Source organism: Pseudomonas sp. FBCC-B1565 (assembly GCF_059133265.1).
The window spans coordinates 2,786,782-2,805,330 of the sequence record NZ_CP101438.1 but is presented as its reverse complement, the minus strand read 5'-3'; the positions used below and the strand labels follow the sequence as shown (position 1 = coordinate 2,805,330).

Below are 18,549 nucleotides of genomic sequence, written 5' to 3'. Positions count from 1 at the left end.
CCATCACCTTTTTATTCTGTACGTCAGTGGACTGCGGTCATCCCGGAGGCCAACTGCATGACTTTTTCCTGGGTCGCATCGCTGCGGTCCAGGGTGCCCATCAATTCGCCCTCGTGCATCACCATGACCCGGTCGCTCATGCCCAGCACTTCGGGCAACTCGGAAGAAATCATGATCACCGCCATGCCTTCGCTGGCGAGGAACGAGATCAGCCGGTAGATCTCGGCCTTGGCGCCCACGTCGATGCCCCGGGTCGGTTCATCGAGGATCAGCAGGCGCGGGTTGGTCATCAGCCAGCGTGCAAGCAAGGCCTTCTGCTGGTTGCCGCCGGACAAGGTATCGATGCACTGCTCAAGGGAGGGGGTTTTCACCCGCAGCTTCTTGCACATGTCTTCGCACAGCGCCCGCAGGGCTTTCTGCTGGATAAAGCCGTTGCCGGTGTAGTGCGGCAGTACCGCCATCTCCATGTTTTCCAGCACCGACAGGCACGGGAACAGGCCACTGAGCTTGCGGTCCTCGGTCAAAAGGGCGAAGCCTTTCTCGATGGCCATGTGCGGGTCGGTAATGCGCACCGCCTTGCCATCCAGGGTGATCTGGCCACTGCTGCTGGGGGTGATGCCGAAAATGGTCTCGGCCACGTTGGTGCGGCCCGACCCCATCAACCCGGCGATGCCGAGGATCTCGCCGGCATGCAAGTCGAAGGACACGTCCTTGAACACGCCGTCCAGGCTCAGGTCGCGCACCGACAGCAGCAGATCGCCGATGGGCGTCTCGCGCACCGGGAACAGCTGGCTCAGCTCACGGCCGACCATCATCGAGATCAGGCTGTCGCTGTTCATGCTGTCGGCGCGCTGCAGGCCGATGTACTGGCCGTCGCGGAACACCGCCACTTCATCGGCGATGGCGAACACTTCGTTCATTTTGTGCGTGATGTAGACGATGCCTTTGCCCTGGGACTTGAGGTCGGCAATGATCGAAAACAGATGGGCCACTTCCTTCTCGGTAATGGCCGAGGTCGGTTCATCCATGATCAGGATGTCGGAGTCGTAGGACACGGCCTTGGCAATTTCGACCATCTGCCGTTCGGCGATGCTCAGGTTACCCACGTGTTCCTCGGGGTCCAGGTTGATACGCAGGCGCGCCAGCAACTCGGCGGTGCAACGATGCATTTCGCGGTGGTTGACCATGTGCAGGCTGTTGAGCTGCTCGCGGCCGATCCAGATGTTCTCGGCGATGCTCATGTGCGGCATCAGGTTGAGTTCCTGGTGGATCATCGCGATCCCGGCCTTCTGGGCCGCCAGGGGGGTTTCAAACACAATCGGCTTGCCACGCAGGCGAATCTCGCCGGCGTCAGGCTGGTAGATGCCAGCGATGATTTTCATCAGCGTCGACTTGCCCGCGCCGTTCTCGCCCATCAGCGCCAGCACCGTGCCAGGGCGAATGCGCAACTGCACGTCGGCCAGGGCCACGACGCCGGGAAAGCCTTTGCTGATGTTGACGATTTCCAGCAGGTAGGGTTCGTCCAGCGGCAGCGGCTGGATACCGGGAGGCTGCGAGACAGCGGCTTGAGCGAGCATAGGGAGGTACTCCATCGGCAAGGCGGGCACGACCGCCCTGCCGGCTTATTGTTGTTATGTAGGGACTACTTGAAGTCTTTGACGTTGTCCGGGGTGATCAGCTGGAAAGGGATCACCACGTTCTGCTCGATGGGCTCGTTCTTGGCCATCTTGCGCGCGGTCTCTACCGACTTGTCCGCCTGACCCTTGGCATCCTGGAAGGCCGACACGGTCATGTCACCCTTGGTGATCGCGTTCAAGCCGTCTGGCGTGCCGTCGACACCGGCGATCAACACGCCCTTCTTGCCCGCCGACTTCAGCGCCATGGACGCGCCGATGGCCATTTCATCGTTGTTGGCCAACACCGCGTTGAACTCACGGCCCTGGGTCAGCCAGTCGTTGACCAGGGTCATGCCCTTGTCACGCAACCAGATCCCGGTCTGTTCCTGTTCGATCTTGATGCCCGGGTACTTGGTCAGGACTTCCTTGACCCCCTTGGTGCGGTTGGTGGTGGAGTTGTTCGCCAGGTCGCCCAGCAGGATCACGATGTTGCCCTTGCCGCCGAGTTTTTCGGCGATGTACTGCATCTGCAGCTTGCCGGCCTCGACGTCGTCGGAGGTCACCGCCGCGACGCCCGGCGCCAGGGTCGGGCTGTCAGGACGGCGGTTGACGAACACCAGCGGGATTTTCGCTGCGGTGGCGGCCTTGATGATGTTGGCGGTCGAGGCGGTATCCACCGGGTTGACGATGATCGCGTCGACTTTCTGGCTGATAAAGTTCTCGACCTGGCTCAACTGCTTGACCACGTCGGCACGCGCATCTTCGAACTGCAACTGCACGCCGTCACCCTTGGGGTAGGACTTGGCTTGCTTGTCCATGTCTTCGCGCAGGTAGGTGAGGAAGGTGTCATCGAAGGCGGACATACTCACGCCTATCTTGAGATCGGCGGCCGAGGCAACACCGCTGGCGAGCAGCATGGACAAGGCCAGCGCGGTAAAACGGATCGGGGTCTTCATGAACGGTCTGTCTCCACTTTCTTGTTGGTTTTTTGGACGTTGCGTTTATCAGAGCTCGGCAGGCAGCCGGACGACCGGTGCGCCGGGAATGCAGCAGACCAGCGCGCCTTGGTTTTCGACGCACAGCACATTAAGGAAGGAGAAGTAAAACGGCCGGGCGCGGGGCAGATCGCGTGGCGTGTGGGCAGGGCGTAAAACTCGCAGTACAGCGTTGAAGATTTTCATCTGACGGTACCTGGTTGTTTTTGATCTTGTTTTTGTTGAGTCGTGCGGATCGAGTCCGAACGTACTTTATGCAACCTGGAAAAGACTTTATTGGAAAATAATTTCCATATCAACCTGTTTTAGAATTTTATTCTATTTTTGTTGAAACCACCTGCTGGCGCTCGGCGCTCAGGCGTGCGGCGTCCAATATACGGGTGGTTTCCAGTGCATCATAGGCGTCCACCGGCAGCGGTCCCTGCCCTTGCACAGCCACTTGCAACTGCCGATAGAACTGCGTCCAGCAGCCCTTCTCCGACGGCACCCGCTCGCGTTCCGGGCCTTGTTCGAACCAGCCCCAGCGTCGGTGTTCTTCCGCCCCCCAGTGCTCGCCTTCGGTTTTCGGCGACTTGCCGGCCATCAAGGCCTCTTCCTGGCCGTCCAGGCCTTCAACGGTGTAGCACCCGGAGGTGCCGCTCACACGAAAGCGTGGCGCCTGGCTGTTTTGCAGGGCATTGCCCCACAGGTGCGAGATGACGCCGTTGGCATGGGTCAGGGAGACAAAGAAGCCATGGTCCACCGTAGGGTGTTCGGCGGTGTAGTGCAGTTGGGCGAACACCCGGTCAACCGGGCCGAACAGTTGCAGGGCCTGATCGACCAGGTGGCTGCCCAGGTCGCGCAACCAGCCGCCACCGCTGGCGTTGCCCACGGCTTGCGGGCTGTAGCGCTCCACGCGGGATTCAAAGCGGGTGATTGTGCCCAGGGCGCCGGCGTCGATGAGTTTGCGCAGGGTCAGGTAGTCCGAGTCCCAGCGCCGGTTCTGGTAGACGCTGAGCAGCGAGCCCTGGCGTTCGGCGGCTGTGATCAATGCCTGGGCCTGTTCGGCGCTGGCGGCGAAGGGTTTGTCGCTGACCACGGTTACGCCGTGTTCGATGGCCTCGAGTACCAGCGCGGGGCGGCCCTTGAGGGTGGTGGAGATGACCAGGGCGTCGACGCCAGCTTCGACGATCTGGCCGATGGAGTCGAAGGCCTTGAGGCCTGGGTGGTCGGTTGCCAGTTGCTGGCGGCGTTCCGCAGACCTGGTGACCACGCCGACAAATGTGGCACCGGCCAATGTGGCAATCAGCGGCGCATGAAAGAAGCGCCCTCCATGGCCGTAGCCGACTAGTCCGATTCGCATACCTACACTCCTTGCTTGAAGTGAAACCCGATTCAAATGTGGGAGGGGGCAAGCCCCCTCCCACATTTTTCACAGTATTTCTTCAGTGATTCAGCCGTAGAAACGTGGGCGCTCCGGCAAGCTCACCTTCACAATCTGCTCACTGCCCTGCGCTTCAATACACGCATCCGCCGCCACCGCCGCCGCAAAGCCATCCCACGCCGACGGCCCACCCACCTGCCCGGCGCGCACGCTGTCGATGAACGCCTGCAACTCCACGTCATACGCGCCGATAAACCGATCCTTCCAGTCCATCAGGATCGCGTTGGACAGCTTCGCGCCACTGCGCATCTGCACCTGGGAAGGCTCCGGCAGCTTGGCGATACCGGTCTCCCCCACCACTTCGCACTGGATGTCGTAGCCGTACTGGCAGTTCACAAACACTTCCACATCGACGCGCGTGCCCTTGGCGGTTTCCAGCAGCACGATCTGCGGGTCACGCAGGTGGGCCAGGGCCTTGCTGGATTTGCGCGGGAACACCACCTGCACCGACACGTAGTCGTCGTTGAGCAGCCAACGCAACACATCCAGTTCGTGGATCAAGGTGTCGGTGATCGCCATGTCGGTCTTGTAGTTCTCGCCCACCGTGGGGTTGCGGTGCGCGCAATGCAGCATCAGCGGCTCGCCGATCTGGCCGCTGTCGATCACGGCCTTGAGTGCGCGATAGCCTTCGTCGTACGGGCGCATGAAGCCGACCTGCACCAGGCGCTTGCCGTAGGCCACTTCGGCGTCGACGATCTTGCGGCAGCCCTCGGCGGTGACCGCCAGGGGTTTTTCGCAGAACACCGGTTTGCCGGCGGCAATCGCTGCGAGCACAAACTCTTCATGGCTCGGTCCCCAGGACGTCACCAGCACGGCCTCGACCTGCGGCGAGTTGATCAACGCATGGCCGTCGGCGTACACCTCAGCGTCCAGCTTCAAATCGGCGACGACCTTGGCGGCCTGCTCCAGGTTGATGTCAGTCACCGCCACCACCTGGCTGTTGAGCAAGGTCTGGCTGCAACGACGGATATGGTCTCGGCCGATAGCGCCTGTACCGATGACACCTAGCTTCAAAGACATACAAACACTCCTCTTGTTATTAGTACTGCCGGGCCTTCGCCAGGTGTTCATTGAGTTTTTTCGCAGCGGCATTCGTGCGTTCGCTGGTGGACACTTGCGCCACACCCACCCGCCACCACGACAGGTAGCCGTGGACCATGGTCTTGGGCAGCACCTTGATATCGATCAGCGTCGACACCGTTTGCGTGCGCGCATCCGCCAGCGCCGCTTCGAGTTGCTCCACCGTGCTGACTTTGTAGGTCTTGCAACCATAGGCCGCCGCACTCATAGCGAAGTCCACCGGCACCAGGCCACCGTCGAGCTTGCCGCTCTCAGGGTTGCGGTAGCGGAATTCGGTGCCGAAGCTGTCCATACCATTGCCGATCTGCAGGTTGTTGATGCAGCCGAACGCCATGTTGTCGAGCAGCACCACGTTGATCTTGCGCCGCTCCTGGATCGAGGTGGCCAGCTCCGAGTGCAGCATCATGTAGGAGCCATCGCCGACCAGGGCGTACACCTCTTTAGTCGGCTCGGCGAGTTTCACGCCGAGCGCCGCGTTGATCTCGTAGCCCATGCACGAGTAGCCGTATTCGACGTGGTAGGTGTTGACGCCCTTGCTACGCCAGGCGCGTTGCAGGTCGCCGGGCAGGCTGCCGGCGGCGGCGACGATGATCGCGTCGTCGGCCAGGGTCTGGTTGAGCACGCCCAGTACGCGGCTCTGAGTCAGGCACGAGCCGGTCAGCTCGATGAATTCACGCAGCACGCCACGGTCGAGGCGGTCGTCGACCTCGGGCACAAAGGCGTCGCCGTCGTATTCCACCTGGTGCACACGGTCCACTTCGGCGTCCAACTGCGCCTTGGCCTCGACAACCTGCCCACCCCAGCCAGAGCGGTAATCGCCGAGCGCATCCGCCAATGCTTCGAGGGCGACCTGCGCGTCGGCCAGCACTTGCACGCCGTCAAGCTTCAAGGCATCGCAGGGGCTGATGTTGAGGTTGAGGAACGTCACCTCAGGGTGCTTGAACAGCGATTTGGACGAGGTGGTGAAATCGGTGTAACGCGTGCCCACCCCAATGATCAGGTCGGCCTCGGGCGCCAGCAGGTTGGCCGCCAGGCAGCCGGTTTCGCCAATGCCACCCACGTTCAGCGGATGGCTGGAGACCACGGCGCTCTTGCCCGCCTGCGTTTCGGCGAAAGGAATATCAAAGCGTTCGGCAAAGGCTTGCAGCGCGGCACTCGCGCCGGAGTACTTCACCCCGCCACCGCAGATGATCAGCGGCTTGCGCTTGCCCCGGAAGGCGGCCACTGCATCACCGATCATCGCGCGGGTGGCCGGGCGCCGTTCGATACGGTGCACACGTTTTTGCAGGAAGTAATCCGGATAATCCCAGGCCTCGGCCTGCACGTCCTGGGGCAATGCCAGGGTCACCGCGCCGGTTTCAGCCGGGTCGGTGAGCACGCGCATGGCGTGGATCGCGGCGGTCATCAACTGCTCGGGGCGGTTGATACGGTCCCAGTATTTGCTCACGGAGCGAAAGGCATCGTTGGTGCTGATGCTCAGGTCGTGGAACTGTTCGATCTGTTGCAACACCGGGTCGGGCTGGCGGCTGGCATACACGTCACCGGGCAATAGCAGCAACGGAATACGGTTGGCCGTGGCGGTCGCGGCGGCGGTCAGCATATTGGCAGCGCCTGGGCCGACGGACGCCGTACACGCGTAGATCTTGCGGCGCAGGTGCTGCTTGGCGAAACCGATCGCCGCATGGGCCATGCCTTGCTCGTTGCGGCCCTGGTGCACCACCAGGTCGCCGCTGTCCTGCTCCAGGGCCTGGCCCAGGCCCAGCACGTTGCCGTGGCCGAAAATGGTGAATACCCCGGCGACGAACTTGCTCTGCACGCCATCGACTTCGATGTATTGGTTGTCCAGGAACTTCACCAAGGCCTGGGCCATGGTCAGTCGGGTTGTGGTCATGTCGCGCCCCTTATCGTTTCTGCAGGTGGGCGATGCTTGCGCCCAAGGCCTGCTGGATATCCGCCAGCCCGTGCACGCTCTCGGCAAACGGCTCGAACGACAGGTAGCCGCTGTAGCCGGTGCTGAGCAAGGTGTCGATCTGCGCCGCGTTGCCGAGGATGTCGCCCTCGCCAACCAGAACACGGTGGCCGTCGCGAATCGAACTCAGCGGCGCCTCGGTATCTTCGACGCCGGAGATATGCACCAGTCCGGTCAACTCCGGGAAGAACTCATGCTCGCTGGCCAGGTGATGATGGAAGGTGTCGTGCACCAGGCGGAACACATCCAGGCCGCCGATGGACTTGATCGCGTCCACCGCCACACGCTTGCGCCGCAGCGCACACTCTTCAAAGCCCAGGGGTTCGATAAACCCGAGGATGCCGTACTCGCGCAGGATCGGCGCCAGCTCGCTCAAGGCCGTGCGCAAGCCGGCCGCACGCTGGGCCTCGTTGCGCGTGTCGCCCGGCTCGTTGAGCGGGCACATCACCAGGCCCTGGGCGCCGCACTCGCCGGCGTAGGTCGCCAGCTTGATTGCCTGGGCACGACGCTCGTCGTTCCACACGTCAAAGGGGTACAGCGCGTTGATCGACAGCACCGTGATGCCCTGCACCGCGCACAACTCGCGCACGCGGCTGGCCGGGGTGCCGAACTCGATCTGCTTGTCCGCCAGGTCATTGCGCAGCTCGATGGCATCGCACTTGAGTGCCGCGGCCAACTGGATGAAGTCCGGCAGGGACAGGTTGGGCGCGACCATGCGGTTAAGGGCGAAACGTAGAGGCGACTTCATTGTTGTTCTCCGTCCAGAACCGCTGATTAGAGGTCCAGCAGCCAGCTGTGCTGCGGGTCGTTGTGGAAATGCCAGGCGCGCTTGGGGCCCGCCATCACGTTCAGGTAATAGGACTCGTAGCCATACGGCACACTGACCGGGTGATAGCCCTTGGGCACGACGACCAGGTCGCTGTTTTCCACGGCCATGGCCTGGTCGATGCTGCGGTCGTCGGTGTAGACGCGTTGGAACACAAAGCCTTGGGGCGGGTTGACCTGGTGGTAGTAGGTCTCTTCCAGGAAGCTCTGGTGCGGCAAATCATCGGTGTCGTGTTTGTGCGGCGGGTAGCTCGACGAATGACCGGACGGCGTGCGCACCTCCACCACCAGCAGCGAATGGGCCGGTTCGCTGTCGGGCAGGATGTCGCACACATAGCGGGTGTTGGCACCTTTGCCGCGCACGCTGCGCTTGCAGGTTTCCGGGCGGATCAGGCGCGGCTCGTAGCCCTCACTGCCAGGCGCGGCGCAGACCGCGATCTGCACGTCACTCAGGGCGGTGACCTGGGCATCGGTGCCCGGCGGCAGGTAGGCGGCGAACGGTGATTTGTCTTCAAACACCGACTGGCGATCGCCCAGGTTCTGCCAGTTGAAGCCCTCGCCCTCGATGTTCACGCGGCCGCTGAGCAACACCAGGCACAGTTCCTGGTCACCGGCGCTGACCGGCAGGGTTTCGCCCAGGCTCAGGCGGTAGGCGGCGAACCCCACGTACTCCAGGCGCCCGGGTTCCAGGGCGACCATGGTCTGGCCGCGTTTGCTGCCTTTGACCAACAGGCTCATTGTCCGGCCCTCTCATTCAGAAGCGCACGCAGGGTGTCGTAGCCTTTTTTCGCATAGAGATAGCTGGGCGCCACGGCCGGGTCCTGCTCGGCTTCCACCACCAGCCAACCTTCATAGTGGGCGGCCAGCAGCACATCGAGCAGTTCGGCGAAGTCGATATCGCCATCGCCGGGCACGGTGAAAGTGCCGTTGACAATGCAGTCGGGAAAACTCCACATCTGGTTGCGCGCCAGTTGCACCACCGGTTTGCGCACGTCCTTGAAATGCACATGGCAGACGCGGTCGATGTGCTTGCGCAGTACCTCGATGGGCTCGCCGCCGCCCATGTAGCAATGGCCCGAATCGAACAGCAGGCCGACTTCGGGGCCGGTGCGCAGCATCAACTGGTCGATGTCTTCCGGGGACTCGACATAGGCGCCCATGTGGTGGTGATACGCCAGGCGCACGCCCTGGGACAGGGTGAAGCGCGCCAGTTCGGTGAGCTTGTCGGCGTAGTCCTGCCAGGCCTGTTCGCTGTGGAAACGTGGGCGTTCGATCAGGCGGATGCGCGAGCCCTGGATCGAATCGGCCACCTCGCCATAGACCAGTACGGTGGCGCCGTTCTGTTTGAGCAACTCGACATGGCCGGCGATGGCCGCGATTTCTTCCGCCACCGAGCGTCGGGCCAGGCGGCTGGAATACCAGCCAGAGACCAGCGCCAGGTCGTACGGGCGCAATACGTCGCCGACGCCCTTGGCGTCCTTGGGGAATTTGCCGTTGAGTTCGAAGCCTTCGTAGCCGATTTCCTTGCCTTCGCTCAGGGCGGTGCTCAGGTGCGTTTCACCGCCCAGGGCCGGCAGGTCGTCGTTGCTCCAGGAGATCGGGTTGATGCCAATTCGGATTGCGGGCATGGCTGCACCTTTATTATTTTCAGGTATCACTGAGATCTGCTTTTTGCTGTATGTGGGAGGGGGCTTGCCCCCGATAGCTGAGTGTCAGACACCACTGCTGTCACTGAACAACCGCAATCGGGGGCAAGCCCCCTCCCACATTGGATTGCATTTCAAATCAGGAATTGGGTTTAGCCTCGGGAGCTGCGCCAGGCGTTGATCAACTGTTCGAAGGTGGCTTGCACCTGCTGGATCAGGGCTTCATCGTCGATCTCGCCGGCCATCCACGCCCGGCTCGGCTCCTGGAAGATCGTGCGGCCCACCGCAAAACCCCGGCAGGTGGTGCTCAGGCGGGCCTGCTGGAAGCCATCGGCGAGGCATTCGGCCGAGGCATTCAGGCCCAGCAGTACCACGCCTCGGCAGTACGGGTCGCGCTCCTGGATCAGGGCGTCGAGCTTCTGCCAGTCCTCGGCCGACTGCGCTTCGATCTTCCACCACGCCGGGTAGATGCCCAGGTTGTACAGGCGCTTGAGGCTGCGATAGAGCACGTCGGGATATGTGGACGGGTGGTCCTTGGGCGGGATGACTTCCAGCAGCAGTTCATGGCCGCTGACAATCGACGCCTCGTACACCGCTTTCAGTTGCGCTTCCTGTTCCAGGCGCAGCAGCGGTTCGTCGTCCGGGTGGAATTGCACCAGGCACTTGATGATCTGTTCCTGGGGCCAGGCGATCAGGTTGCTGCCCACCGAACGGCCATGCTCGAACGCCAGCGGCCGCGAGTTCTGCACTTCCACCGGGCGCGCGACCCACCAGCCACGGCCGCTGGCGGCGTTGAGTGCGTCCTGGCCGAAGCGCTGGTCGGCGAGCAGGCCGACATCGGCTTCCACGCCTTGTTCGGCGAGCTTTTGCTCGACGCGTTCGATGGCCTGGATAAACAGTTGCTTGGCCTCGCTGATGCGCGCCAGGTCCTGGCCGCCCTTCTGCGCCAGGTCCACCAGTTGCCAGCGATGGTCGAAGGCAAACACGAACAGCTGCTTCCAGCTTTTGCGCGGCACCGTCACGCGGTGCAGGCGTTGCAGGGTCACGTCCTGGTCCGGACGGGTGATCGGCACCGGGCTGTTGAACAGGTATTCCAGCTCCGCCGGCGTCGGCATGGCCGGTGCGCAGGCGTGGCGCGAGACCACCAGGCCACCGCAGGCGTTGGCCAACTGGCTGCAACGCTCATCACTGGCATCGTTGAGCCAGCCGCTGAGGAAGCCCGACATGAACGCATCGCCGGCCCCCAGCACGTTAAGGACTTCAACGCGCACGCCAGGGTAGATGGCGCCGTCTTCCAAGCGTGCGGGGATAGCGCCGTGGATCACCGTGCAGCCTTGCGGACCGAGCTTGACCACCAGGGTCGCCGGGGTCAGTTCGCGCACTTTGCGCAGGGCGACGAGCAAATCTTCACTGCCGCCCGCGATGAGGAATTCTTCTTCGGTGCCGACGATCAGGTCGAAGCGCGGCAGGATCTTCTGCACGTGCTGGCTGACATTCTGGTCGGCGACGAAACGGGTTTCGCCATCGGCCTTGCCCGCCAGGCCCCACAGCACCGGGCGGTAGTCGATATCCAGCACACGCTTGACGTTGTGCCTGGCCGCGTAATCCAGGGCCTGGATGCTGGCCTTGTACACGCCGTCGGTGGAGAAATGCGTGCCGGTGATCAGCAGGGCTTTGCTGGACGCGATAAAGGCTTCGTTGATGTCCTCGGCGCGCAGGGCCATGTCGGCGCAGTTTTCGCGGTAGAACACCAGGGGGAAGGTTTCGCGGTCCTTGAGGCCGAGCAGCACCAGGGCGGTGAGGCGTTCCGGGTCGACCTTGATGCCGCTGACATCGCAGCCCTCGCGGGCCAGGGATTCCACCAGGAAACGGCCCATGTGGTCGTCGCCGACCCGGCTCAGCATCGCCGACTTGAGCCCGAGCCTGGCGGTGCCGAAGGCGATATTGGCGGAGGACCCGCCGAGGTACTTGGCGAAGCTGGACACGTCCTCAAGCCGCGCACCGACTTGCTGTGCATAGAGGTCGACGCCCAGGCGCCCGAGGCAAATCAGATCCAATTGACGCCCACTGGCAAAACGAGTCTGGCCCATGCTGGCTCCTGTTATTTTTATCAGCCTGCGTTGTGCCGCCGTGGGGGCGGCAAACGCTCTTGGTGGGAGCAGACTAGAACGTCCGGCGGCGCCAATCAATATTTATTCCAGATATTTTTTCATTGGAATATTTTTTCCATTAAGCTCGTACAGGGGCGCTCCCACCACAGTGCATCGTTTCAGCAGGCCACGCCGGCCGTGATGCCGGGGTATTTTTTTGCGCCTACCCTGTAGACTTGCGCCACCCATCAGCGCAACAGACGAAAACGCCAGAAGGATTGCCCATGTCCCGCACCGATCCCGAGACCACCCTGGAAGACTCTATCGCCAGCCCTCCGATCAATGCCCAGCGCCTGTTGCAGCTAATCACCGACGAATACGAGAGCCTGCCGCGCCAGCTCAAGCGCATCGCCAGCTACATGAGCCAGCAGAGCGACCGGATCATGGTCGACCGCATCAGCGACATCGCCCGCGAATGCGAAGTGCACCCGTCGGCCATCGTGCGTTTCTCACAGCGTTTCGGGTTCAGTGGGTTCAGTGAGATGCAGGCGCTGTTCCGCGAGGCCTACACCCACAAGACCACGCCGGTGCAGAACTACCAGCAGCGCATCCGCAGCATGATCGCCAACAAGTCGCAGAAAGCCAGCGGCGGCGACCTGGCGCGCGAATGCGTCAACGCCACGCTGTCGGGCATCGAGCGCCTGGGCCTGGAGCTGGATGATGTCGCCTTCGACAAAGCCGTGGACCTGGTGGTCAACGCCGACAATATCTACGTGGTCGGCGTGCGCCGTTCCTTTGCGGTGGCCGACTACCTGGTCTACAACCTGCAGCACACCAACAAGCGCATCCACCTGATCTCAGGCCTGGGCGGCAGCTACCGCGAGCAGATGCGCAGCGTGCGCGCCAATGACCTGGTGATCGCCATCAGCTTCACGCCCTACGGCAAAGAGACCCAGCACTGCCTGCGCATCGCCCAGCACCACCAGGCCAAGACGCTGATCATCACCGACAGCAACCTGTCGCCCCTGGCCAAGCGGGCGAACGCAGTGCTGTTGGTGAATGAAGGTTCGTCGTTTGCCTTCCGCTCGTTGAGCGCCACCTTGTGCCTGTGCCAGGCGCTGTTTATTGCGGTGGCGTACCGGTTGGAGTTGAAGGTGGATGAGATTCACGAGCAGGTCGGGTTCGACGACTGAACCTGCCGGCGTTGGAGATCCCTTGCTCCCGATAGCTGTGTGTCAGTCACTGGATTTGTGTCTGATCCGCCGCTATCGGGGGCAAGCCCCCTCCCACATGTTCATCGGCGGCGCATCAGGTAGTAGGCTGCGGGAATGACGAACAGTGAGAGCAACGGCGCCGTCAGCATCCCGCCAATCATCGGCGCAGCAATCCGGCTCATCACCTCACTGCCGGTGCCGCTGCCCAGCAAAATCGGCAGTAACCCGGCAATGATCACCGCCACCGTCATCGCCTTGGGCCGTACCCGCAGCACCGCACCTTCGGTGATGGCCGCCAACAGATTGCCATCCTTGCGCTCGGCCCAGGCGTTCTTCAGGTACAGCAACATGATCACGCCGAACTCCGCCGACACCCCCGCCAGCGCAATAAAACCCACGCCCGTGGCGACCGACAGGTTGAAGCCCAACCAGTAGAGCAGCCACACGCCGCCGGTCAACGCGAACGGCAAGGTCGCGAGGACCAGCAGCGCCTCCCCCACCCGGCGAAAGGTCAGGTACAGCAGCACAAAGATGATCAGCAAGGTGGCCGGCACCACCAGTTTCAGACGCTGATTGGCGCGTTCGAGGAACTCGAACTGCCCCGAATAGCTGAGGCTCATGCCCGGTTGCAGCTTTACCTGCTGGTTGATCGCCGCACGCAGGTCCCGAACCACCGAAGCCAGGTCACGATCACGCACGTCGATATACACCCAACCGGAAGGCCGCGCGTTTTCACTCTTGAGCATCGGCGGGCCATCGTTGACCTTGATCCTGGCCACCGTGCCCAGGGTGATCTGGCTGCCCTGTGGCGTGTACACCGGCAGGTTGCGCAGCGCTTCCACCGAGTCGCGCCATTCCTTCGGGTAACGCAGGCTGATGGGGAAACGCGCCAGGCCTTCCACGGTTTCGCCAATGGTTTCACCGCCCACCGCACCCGACACGATGGACTGCACATCGCTGATGTTCAGCCCGTATTGCGCAGCGGCGGCACGGTCGATGTCGACGTCGATGTAGCGCCCGCCGGTCAGGCGTTCGGCCAACGCCGAACTCACTCCGGGCACGGTCTTGGCGACCGTCTCCACGGCCTGGGTCACCGCATCGATCTGCATCAGGCTGGTGCCCGCGACCTTCACGCCAATCGGGCTCTTGACCCCGGTCGCCAACATGTCGATACGGTTGCGGATCGGTGGGATCCAGATATTGGTCAGGCCCGGCACCTGCACCACGCGGTCCAGTTCCTTGACCAGTTTGTCCGGGGTCATGCCGGGACGCCATTGGTCCTTGGGCTTGAACTCGATAGTGGTCTCGAACATCTCCAGCGGCGCCGGGTCGGTGGCGGTTTCGGCGCGGCCGGCCTTGCCGAACACATGGGCGACTTCGGGCACCGTCTTGATCAGCCGGTCGGTGCGTTGCAGCAGTTCACCCGCTGTCTGTGTCGACAAACCCGGCAGCGCCGAAGGCATGTACAACAGGTCGCCCTCATCCAGCGGCGGCAGGAACTCACCGCCCAGTTTCGAGATCGGCCACAGCGCGCTCGCCACCATCAGCAGCGCCACCAGCAGGGTCATGCGCGGCCAGCGCAGCATGGCCTCCAGCGCCGGCTGATAGAGCTTGATCAGGCCGCGATTGAGCGGGTTGCGTCGCTCGTCGGGTATGCGCCCGCGAATCCAGTAGCCCATCAGCACCGGGATCAAGGTCACCGACAACCCGGCGGCGGCCGCCATGGCGTAGGTCTTGGTGTAGGCCAGCGGCCCGAACAGCCGACCTTCCTGGGCCTGCAAGGTGAACACCGGAATAAACGACAGCGTAATGATCAGCAGGCAGAAAAACAGCGCCGGGCCGACCTCGACCGCGGCGTCCGTCATCACTTTCCAATGTGCATCGCCCTTGAGTTCCCGGCCAGGGTTGGCGTGGTGCCAGGCTTCGATTTTCTTGTGGGCGTTTTCGATCATCACCACCGCTGCATCAACCATCGCGCCAATGGCAATCGCAATACCGCCCAGGGACATGATGTTGGCGTTGATGCCCTGCAAGCGCATGACGATAAACGCGATCAACACCCCCACCGGCAACGAGATGATCGCTACCAGGGACGAGCGCAGGTGCCACAGGAAAATCCCGCACACCAGGGCCACCACCAGGAACTCGTCCAGCAGTTTATGGCTGAGGTTGTCCACGGCACGGTCGATCAGCTTGCTGCGGTCGTAGGTGGTGACGATTTCCACACCGGGCGGCAGGCTGCTTTTCAACTGTTCCAGTTTGGTCTTGACCGCCGCGATGGCTTCCCGCGCATTCTTGCCGCTGCGCAGGATCACCACGCCGCCGACCGCTTCGCCCTCGCCGTCCAGCTCACTGATGCCCCGGCGCAGGTCCGGGCCGAGCTGGATGTTCGCCACATCGCCGAGGGTGAGAGGTACATTGTTGGCGTCGAGGCGCAGCGGGATGGCGCGGAAGTCAGAGAGATTCTTCAGGTAGCCGGAGGCACGCACCACATACTCGGACTCGCCCAGGTTCAATACCGAGCCGCCGGCTTCCTGGTTGGCCTGGTCAATCGCTGCTTTCACCTGCGCCTGGGTGATGCCGCGACTGGCCAGGGCCAGCGGGTCGAGCTGCACCTGGTATTGCTTGACCTGGCCACCGATGGTGGCGACTTCCGCCACATTCGGCAGGGTCTTGAGTTCGAATTTGAGGAACCAGTCCTGCAACGCGCGCAATTGCGCCAGGTCGTGCTGGCCGGTGCGGTCCACCAAGGCGTACTGGTAGATCCAGCCCACGCCGGTGGCGTCCGGCCCCAATGACGGTTTGGCCGATGCCGGCAGCCGCGCCTGCAACTGGCTGAGGTATTCCAGCACCCGCGAGCGCGCCCAGTACAGGTCGGTGCCTTCGTCGAACAACACGTACACGTAGCTGTCGCCGAAGAACGAAAAACCGCGCACGGTCTTGGACCCTGGCACCGAGAGCATGGTAGTGGTCATCGGGTACGTGACCTGGTTCTCGACAATCTGCGGCGCCTGACCCGGGTACGGGGTGCGGATGATTACCTGCACATCCGATAGATCTGGCAAAGCGTCGACGGGTGTGTTCTGCACCGACCAGACACCCCACGCGGTGACGAACAAGGTGGCGAGCAGCACCAGGAAACGATTGGCCACCGACCAGCGAATCAGTAGCGCGATCATGGCTGGGCTCCCGGCTGCATGTTCATCGCCGCTTCCGCAGCGGTGGCGGTGATGCCCTTGAGACTGGCCTCGGAGTCGAGCAGGAACTGCCCGGACGCGACCACCTGCTGACCTTCCTGCAAGCCACTGAGGATCACTGTGTGGTTCTGGTTTTCCACCCCGGTTTCGACCTCGACCGGACGATAGCGCCCACCCTCCTCGGCCAGCATCACCAGCACGCGTTTGCCGGTGCGGATCAACGCTTCGCTGGGCACCTGCAACAGCGCTTGCCCGCTGGTCTGCGCCAGGCTGACCTGGGCAGTCATGCCCGGGCGCAGGGCGCCGTCGGGGTTGGGCAGCTCGACCCGCACTTGCACGGTGCGGCTGTCCGTGGCGGTGGCCGGCAAGATCGCGCTGACCGTGCCGTCGAGCGTCTTGCCCGGCAAACCGACGAAGCGGCTCTGCACGGTTTGCCCCACTTTCAACGTGGCCCCCTGGGCTTCGGGCACGGCGACCTGCAACCACACCGAGCCCAGGCCGTTGAACCGCGCCAGGGTCTGCCCCGGCGCCACGGTCATGCCTTCGCGCACGTCGAGGGTTTGCAGCGCGCCGCTGATCGGGCTGGTCACGGTCAAGACCGACTGCACCAGGCCGCTGCGTTCCATCTGCGCAATCAACCCGGCCGGCATCCCGCTCAGGCGCAGGCGTTGGCGGGCAGCGTCGATCAAACCGCGCTCGGCGCTGCGTCGCAGGGCCAGGAACTCCTCCTGGGCGACCGCCCACTCGGGTATCAGCAGGTCCACCATTGGCGCGCCGGCCTTGAGCACATCCCCCGGCGCCCGCGCGTAAACCCGCTCGACAAACCCCGACGCCCGCGCCTGCACCACCGCCACATCGCGCTCGTTGAAGGCCAGGATGCCCGAGAGGTCCAGACGGGAGGTCAGCACGCCGCGGCTCACACTCGCCAGGCGCACGCCGATGTTCTGCGCCAGGCCCGGATCGATCTGCACCGCCGGCGTAGCCGTCGATACCGCCCCATCGGCGTAGCGCGGCACCAGTTGCATGTCCATGAACGGCGACTTGCCGGGCTTATCGAACTGCTGTTGCGGGAACATCGGGTCATACCAGTACAGCGCCTGCTTGTCGGATTTTACGGGCATTGCGGGTGCCCCGGGCTGCCACTGCGCCAGCCCATAGCCGGCCCCCAGACCCAGCAGCAACACAGCGGCCACGATTCGATTATTCATTGGCGGGTTCCCCATAGGCGAAATACAACTGCGCGCCGACCAGGGCGCGTTGTTCGACGGCATCGATCTGCTTGAATCGGGCTTCGACCAGCTCACGGCGGGCGTTGACCAGCGTCATCAAGTCGCCTTTGCCGGCGCGGTAACCGGCCAGGCTCAGGCTGACTTTTTCCTCGGCCAGGGGCACCAGGCTGTCCTGGCTGCGCTGTACCGCGCGGTCCAGGCGCTGGTAGTCGGCCAGGTCGTCATCGAGCATCTGGATATGCTCACGGGTCGCCGCTGCGCGCTCGGCGTCAAGCTGGTCCAGTTCGGCCTGTTTGGCGGCGATGCCGGGGTTCTGTCGACGGCCGGGAAAGATCGGCAGGTCAAAGGTGAACTGCACGTTGACCATGTCACCGAACTCACGGCTGCGGTGCCCGTAATCGACCTCCCAACTCCAGTCCGAAGTCTTTTGCGCCTTCGCATCCTGCAAGCGCGCCTGCGCTTCGCGGGTGCGCGGCACGTAGGCTTGCAGTGCCGGGTGCTGGTGCAGGTTGTGGTTCAGGCTGTGGGGGTCGAAGGTCCAGTTGGGCAGTTGACCGCTGGGAGCTTCGTTGGCGGCCGCGCCGATCCAGCGCTTGAGCGCGGCACGGGCCTGGGCACGTTGCTGGGTCAACTCATCGTCGCGCCCGGCCAGCTCGGCGGCTTCCTGCCGGGGGATGACCGCGTCGGCGGCCTGGCCACGGCCGCCGGCCAACTGCGCACGCACGGTGTCTTGCAGCAGACGGTTCTGTTGGTAGAAGTCCTTGAACAAGGCTTGCTTGCGCGCGACCGCATACGCCCGAATCCATGCCTGGGCCGTGGCCTGGCGCACGTTCAGGCGCTCGATGCGCCCCTCGGCAGCTGCCCGTTCGATGGTTGCATCGGCCAGCTCGACCCGGGCCTTGCGCTTGTCGCGGCTGGGTACTTGCTGCTGGATACCGATCATCTGTTGCGTCATCTCGTCGCCATACAACGTGCCGCGATTGGGCCCGCCAATGGGAAAGTTCTGCAGGCCGATCACCACCTTCGGGTCGGGTAGTTCGCCCGCCGGGATCGCCGCCTGGGTGGCGGCCTGCAACTTGGCCGACTCGGCCTGCAGCGACGGTGCATTGTTTTGCGCCAGGCGCAGGGCGTCATCCAGGGTCAGCGCACTCGCCAACGCCGGCCACGCCAGCACGCCCACCACCAGGGCGCGCATGTAGGAGGCATTCATGTTGAAAATTCCTGTTCCGTTGCGCTGTGCACCGCGTCAGGCGGCCCACAGCAAA

At 63.3% G+C, this 18,549-nt stretch carries 14 protein-coding genes; 1 reads left to right on the top strand and 13 read right to left on the bottom strand.

What is annotated here, in order from left to right; all coding sequences use genetic code 11:
- Positions 1-23: 23 nt before the first annotated feature.
- The 10 genes from NL123_RS13380 to NL123_RS13335 all read right to left on the bottom strand — a co-directional run bounded on the left by NL123_RS13380 (position 24) and on the right by NL123_RS13335 (position 11,644).
- Positions 24-1,577, bottom strand: coding sequence for a sugar ABC transporter ATP-binding protein (locus NL123_RS13380; RefSeq protein ID WP_494357986.1), 1,554 nt, complete (start codon positions 1,575-1,577; stop codon positions 24-26).
- 65 nt (positions 1,578-1,642) lie between these two features.
- A complete protein-coding gene (locus NL123_RS13375) occupies positions 1,643-2,572 on the bottom strand; it encodes a sugar ABC transporter substrate-binding protein (RefSeq protein WP_038848453.1) in 930 nt (309 codons plus the stop codon).
- 48 nt (positions 2,573-2,620) lie between these two features.
- On the bottom strand, positions 2,621-2,797 hold the full coding sequence (locus tag NL123_RS13370; RefSeq protein ID WP_248488010.1) for a hypothetical protein: 177 nt from the start codon (positions 2,795-2,797) through the stop codon (positions 2,621-2,623).
- A 127-nt stretch (positions 2,798-2,924) separates the two neighbouring features.
- Positions 2,925-3,953 (bottom strand): Gfo/Idh/MocA family protein, encoded by a 1,029-nt coding sequence (locus tag NL123_RS13365; RefSeq protein WP_494357985.1) that lies wholly within the window; start codon positions 3,951-3,953, stop codon positions 2,925-2,927.
- A 90-nt stretch (positions 3,954-4,043) separates the two neighbouring features.
- Positions 4,044-5,054, bottom strand: coding sequence for a bifunctional inositol 2-dehydrogenase/D-chiro-inositol 1-dehydrogenase (gene iolG, locus NL123_RS13360; protein ID WP_494357984.1), 1,011 nt, complete (start codon positions 5,052-5,054; stop codon positions 4,044-4,046).
- A 19-nt stretch (positions 5,055-5,073) separates the two neighbouring features.
- Positions 5,074-7,005, bottom strand: coding sequence for a 3D-(3,5/4)-trihydroxycyclohexane-1,2-dione acylhydrolase (decyclizing) (gene iolD, locus NL123_RS13355; protein WP_494357983.1), 1,932 nt, complete (start codon positions 7,003-7,005; stop codon positions 5,074-5,076).
- A 10-nt stretch (positions 7,006-7,015) separates the two neighbouring features.
- Positions 7,016-7,831: a TIM barrel protein gene (locus NL123_RS13350; protein ID WP_494357982.1), complete on the bottom strand. Its 816-nt coding sequence runs from the start codon at positions 7,829-7,831 to the stop codon at positions 7,016-7,018.
- A gap of 26 nt (positions 7,832-7,857) precedes the next feature.
- Positions 7,858-8,646 (bottom strand): 5-deoxy-glucuronate isomerase, encoded by a 789-nt coding sequence (gene iolB / locus NL123_RS13345; protein WP_494357981.1) that lies wholly within the window; start codon positions 8,644-8,646, stop codon positions 7,858-7,860.
- Positions 8,643-9,536, bottom strand: coding sequence for a myo-inosose-2 dehydratase (gene iolE / locus NL123_RS13340; protein WP_494357980.1), 894 nt, complete (start codon positions 9,534-9,536; stop codon positions 8,643-8,645). Before iolE ends, iolB begins: the two co-directional genes overlap by 4 nt.
- 170 nt (positions 9,537-9,706) lie before the next feature.
- On the bottom strand, positions 9,707-11,644 hold the full coding sequence (locus NL123_RS13335; protein ID WP_494357979.1) for a bifunctional 5-dehydro-2-deoxygluconokinase/5-dehydro-2-deoxyphosphogluconate aldolase: 1,938 nt from the start codon (positions 11,642-11,644) through the stop codon (positions 9,707-9,709).
- Between the two features lie 284 nt (positions 11,645-11,928).
- Between NL123_RS13335 and NL123_RS13330 the strand changes: the two genes are divergently transcribed.
- On the top strand, positions 11,929-12,837 hold the full coding sequence (locus NL123_RS13330) for a MurR/RpiR family transcriptional regulator (RefSeq protein WP_494357978.1): 909 nt from the start codon (positions 11,929-11,931) through the stop codon (positions 12,835-12,837).
- A gap of 101 nt (positions 12,838-12,938) precedes the next feature.
- On the opposite strand, the gene NL123_RS13325 is transcribed toward NL123_RS13330, so the two are convergent.
- Genes NL123_RS13325 through NL123_RS13315 form a run of 3 tightly spaced genes read right to left on the bottom strand, consistent with a single transcriptional unit; the run spans position 12,939 to position 18,494 of the window.
- Complete coding sequence (locus NL123_RS13325) at positions 12,939-16,037, bottom strand: efflux RND transporter permease subunit (RefSeq protein WP_494357977.1); 3,099 nt, start codon at positions 16,035-16,037, stop codon at positions 12,939-12,941.
- The gene (locus NL123_RS13320; protein WP_494357976.1) at positions 16,034-17,263 is read right to left on the bottom strand and encodes an efflux RND transporter periplasmic adaptor subunit; all 1,230 of its coding nucleotides are present in this window, start codon (positions 17,261-17,263) and stop codon (positions 16,034-16,036) included. Before NL123_RS13320 ends, NL123_RS13325 begins: the two co-directional genes overlap by 4 nt.
- Positions 17,256-18,494, bottom strand: a complete 1,239-nt coding sequence (locus tag NL123_RS13315; protein ID WP_494357975.1) for a TolC family protein — start codon at positions 18,492-18,494, stop codon at positions 17,256-17,258. The genes NL123_RS13320 and NL123_RS13315 overlap by 8 nt, the downstream gene beginning before the upstream one ends.
- Positions 18,495-18,549: the final 55 nt, after the last annotated feature.

Excerpts from the sequence above, each read along its gene's own strand:
- NL123_RS13380 (WP_494357986.1), bottom strand. The coding sequence starts at position 1,577 with ATGCTCGCTCAAGCCGCTGTCTCGCAGCCTCCCGGTATCCAGCCGCTG.
- NL123_RS13375 (WP_038848453.1), bottom strand. The coding sequence starts at position 2,572 with ATGAAGACCCCGATCCGTTTTACCGCGCTGGCCTTGTCCATGCTGCTC.
- NL123_RS13370 (WP_248488010.1), bottom strand. The coding sequence starts at position 2,797 with ATGAAAATCTTCAACGCTGTACTGCGAGTTTTACGCCCTGCCCACACG.
- NL123_RS13365 (WP_494357985.1), bottom strand. The coding sequence starts at position 3,953 with ATGCGAATCGGACTAGTCGGCTACGGCCATGGAGGGCGCTTCTTTCAT.
- iolG (WP_494357984.1), bottom strand. The coding sequence starts at position 5,054 with ATGTCTTTGAAGCTAGGTGTCATCGGTACAGGCGCTATCGGCCGAGAC.
- iolD (WP_494357983.1), bottom strand. The coding sequence starts at position 7,005 with ATGACCACAACCCGACTGACCATGGCCCAGGCCTTGGTGAAGTTCCTG.
- NL123_RS13350 (WP_494357982.1), bottom strand. The coding sequence starts at position 7,831 with ATGAAGTCGCCTCTACGTTTCGCCCTTAACCGCATGGTCGCGCCCAAC.
- iolB (WP_494357981.1), bottom strand. The coding sequence starts at position 8,646 with ATGAGCCTGTTGGTCAAAGGCAGCAAACGCGGCCAGACCATGGTCGCC.
- iolE (WP_494357980.1), bottom strand. The coding sequence starts at position 9,536 with ATGCCCGCAATCCGAATTGGCATCAACCCGATCTCCTGGAGCAACGAC.
- NL123_RS13335 (WP_494357979.1), bottom strand. The coding sequence starts at position 11,644 with ATGGGCCAGACTCGTTTTGCCAGTGGGCGTCAATTGGATCTGATTTGC.
- NL123_RS13330 (WP_494357978.1), top strand. The coding sequence starts at position 11,929 with ATGTCCCGCACCGATCCCGAGACCACCCTGGAAGACTCTATCGCCAGC.
- NL123_RS13325 (WP_494357977.1), bottom strand. The coding sequence starts at position 16,037 with ATGATCGCGCTACTGATTCGCTGGTCGGTGGCCAATCGTTTCCTGGTG.
- NL123_RS13320 (WP_494357976.1), bottom strand. The coding sequence starts at position 17,263 with ATGAATAATCGAATCGTGGCCGCTGTGTTGCTGCTGGGTCTGGGGGCC.
- NL123_RS13315 (WP_494357975.1), bottom strand. The coding sequence starts at position 18,494 with ATGAATGCCTCCTACATGCGCGCCCTGGTGGTGGGCGTGCTGGCGTGG.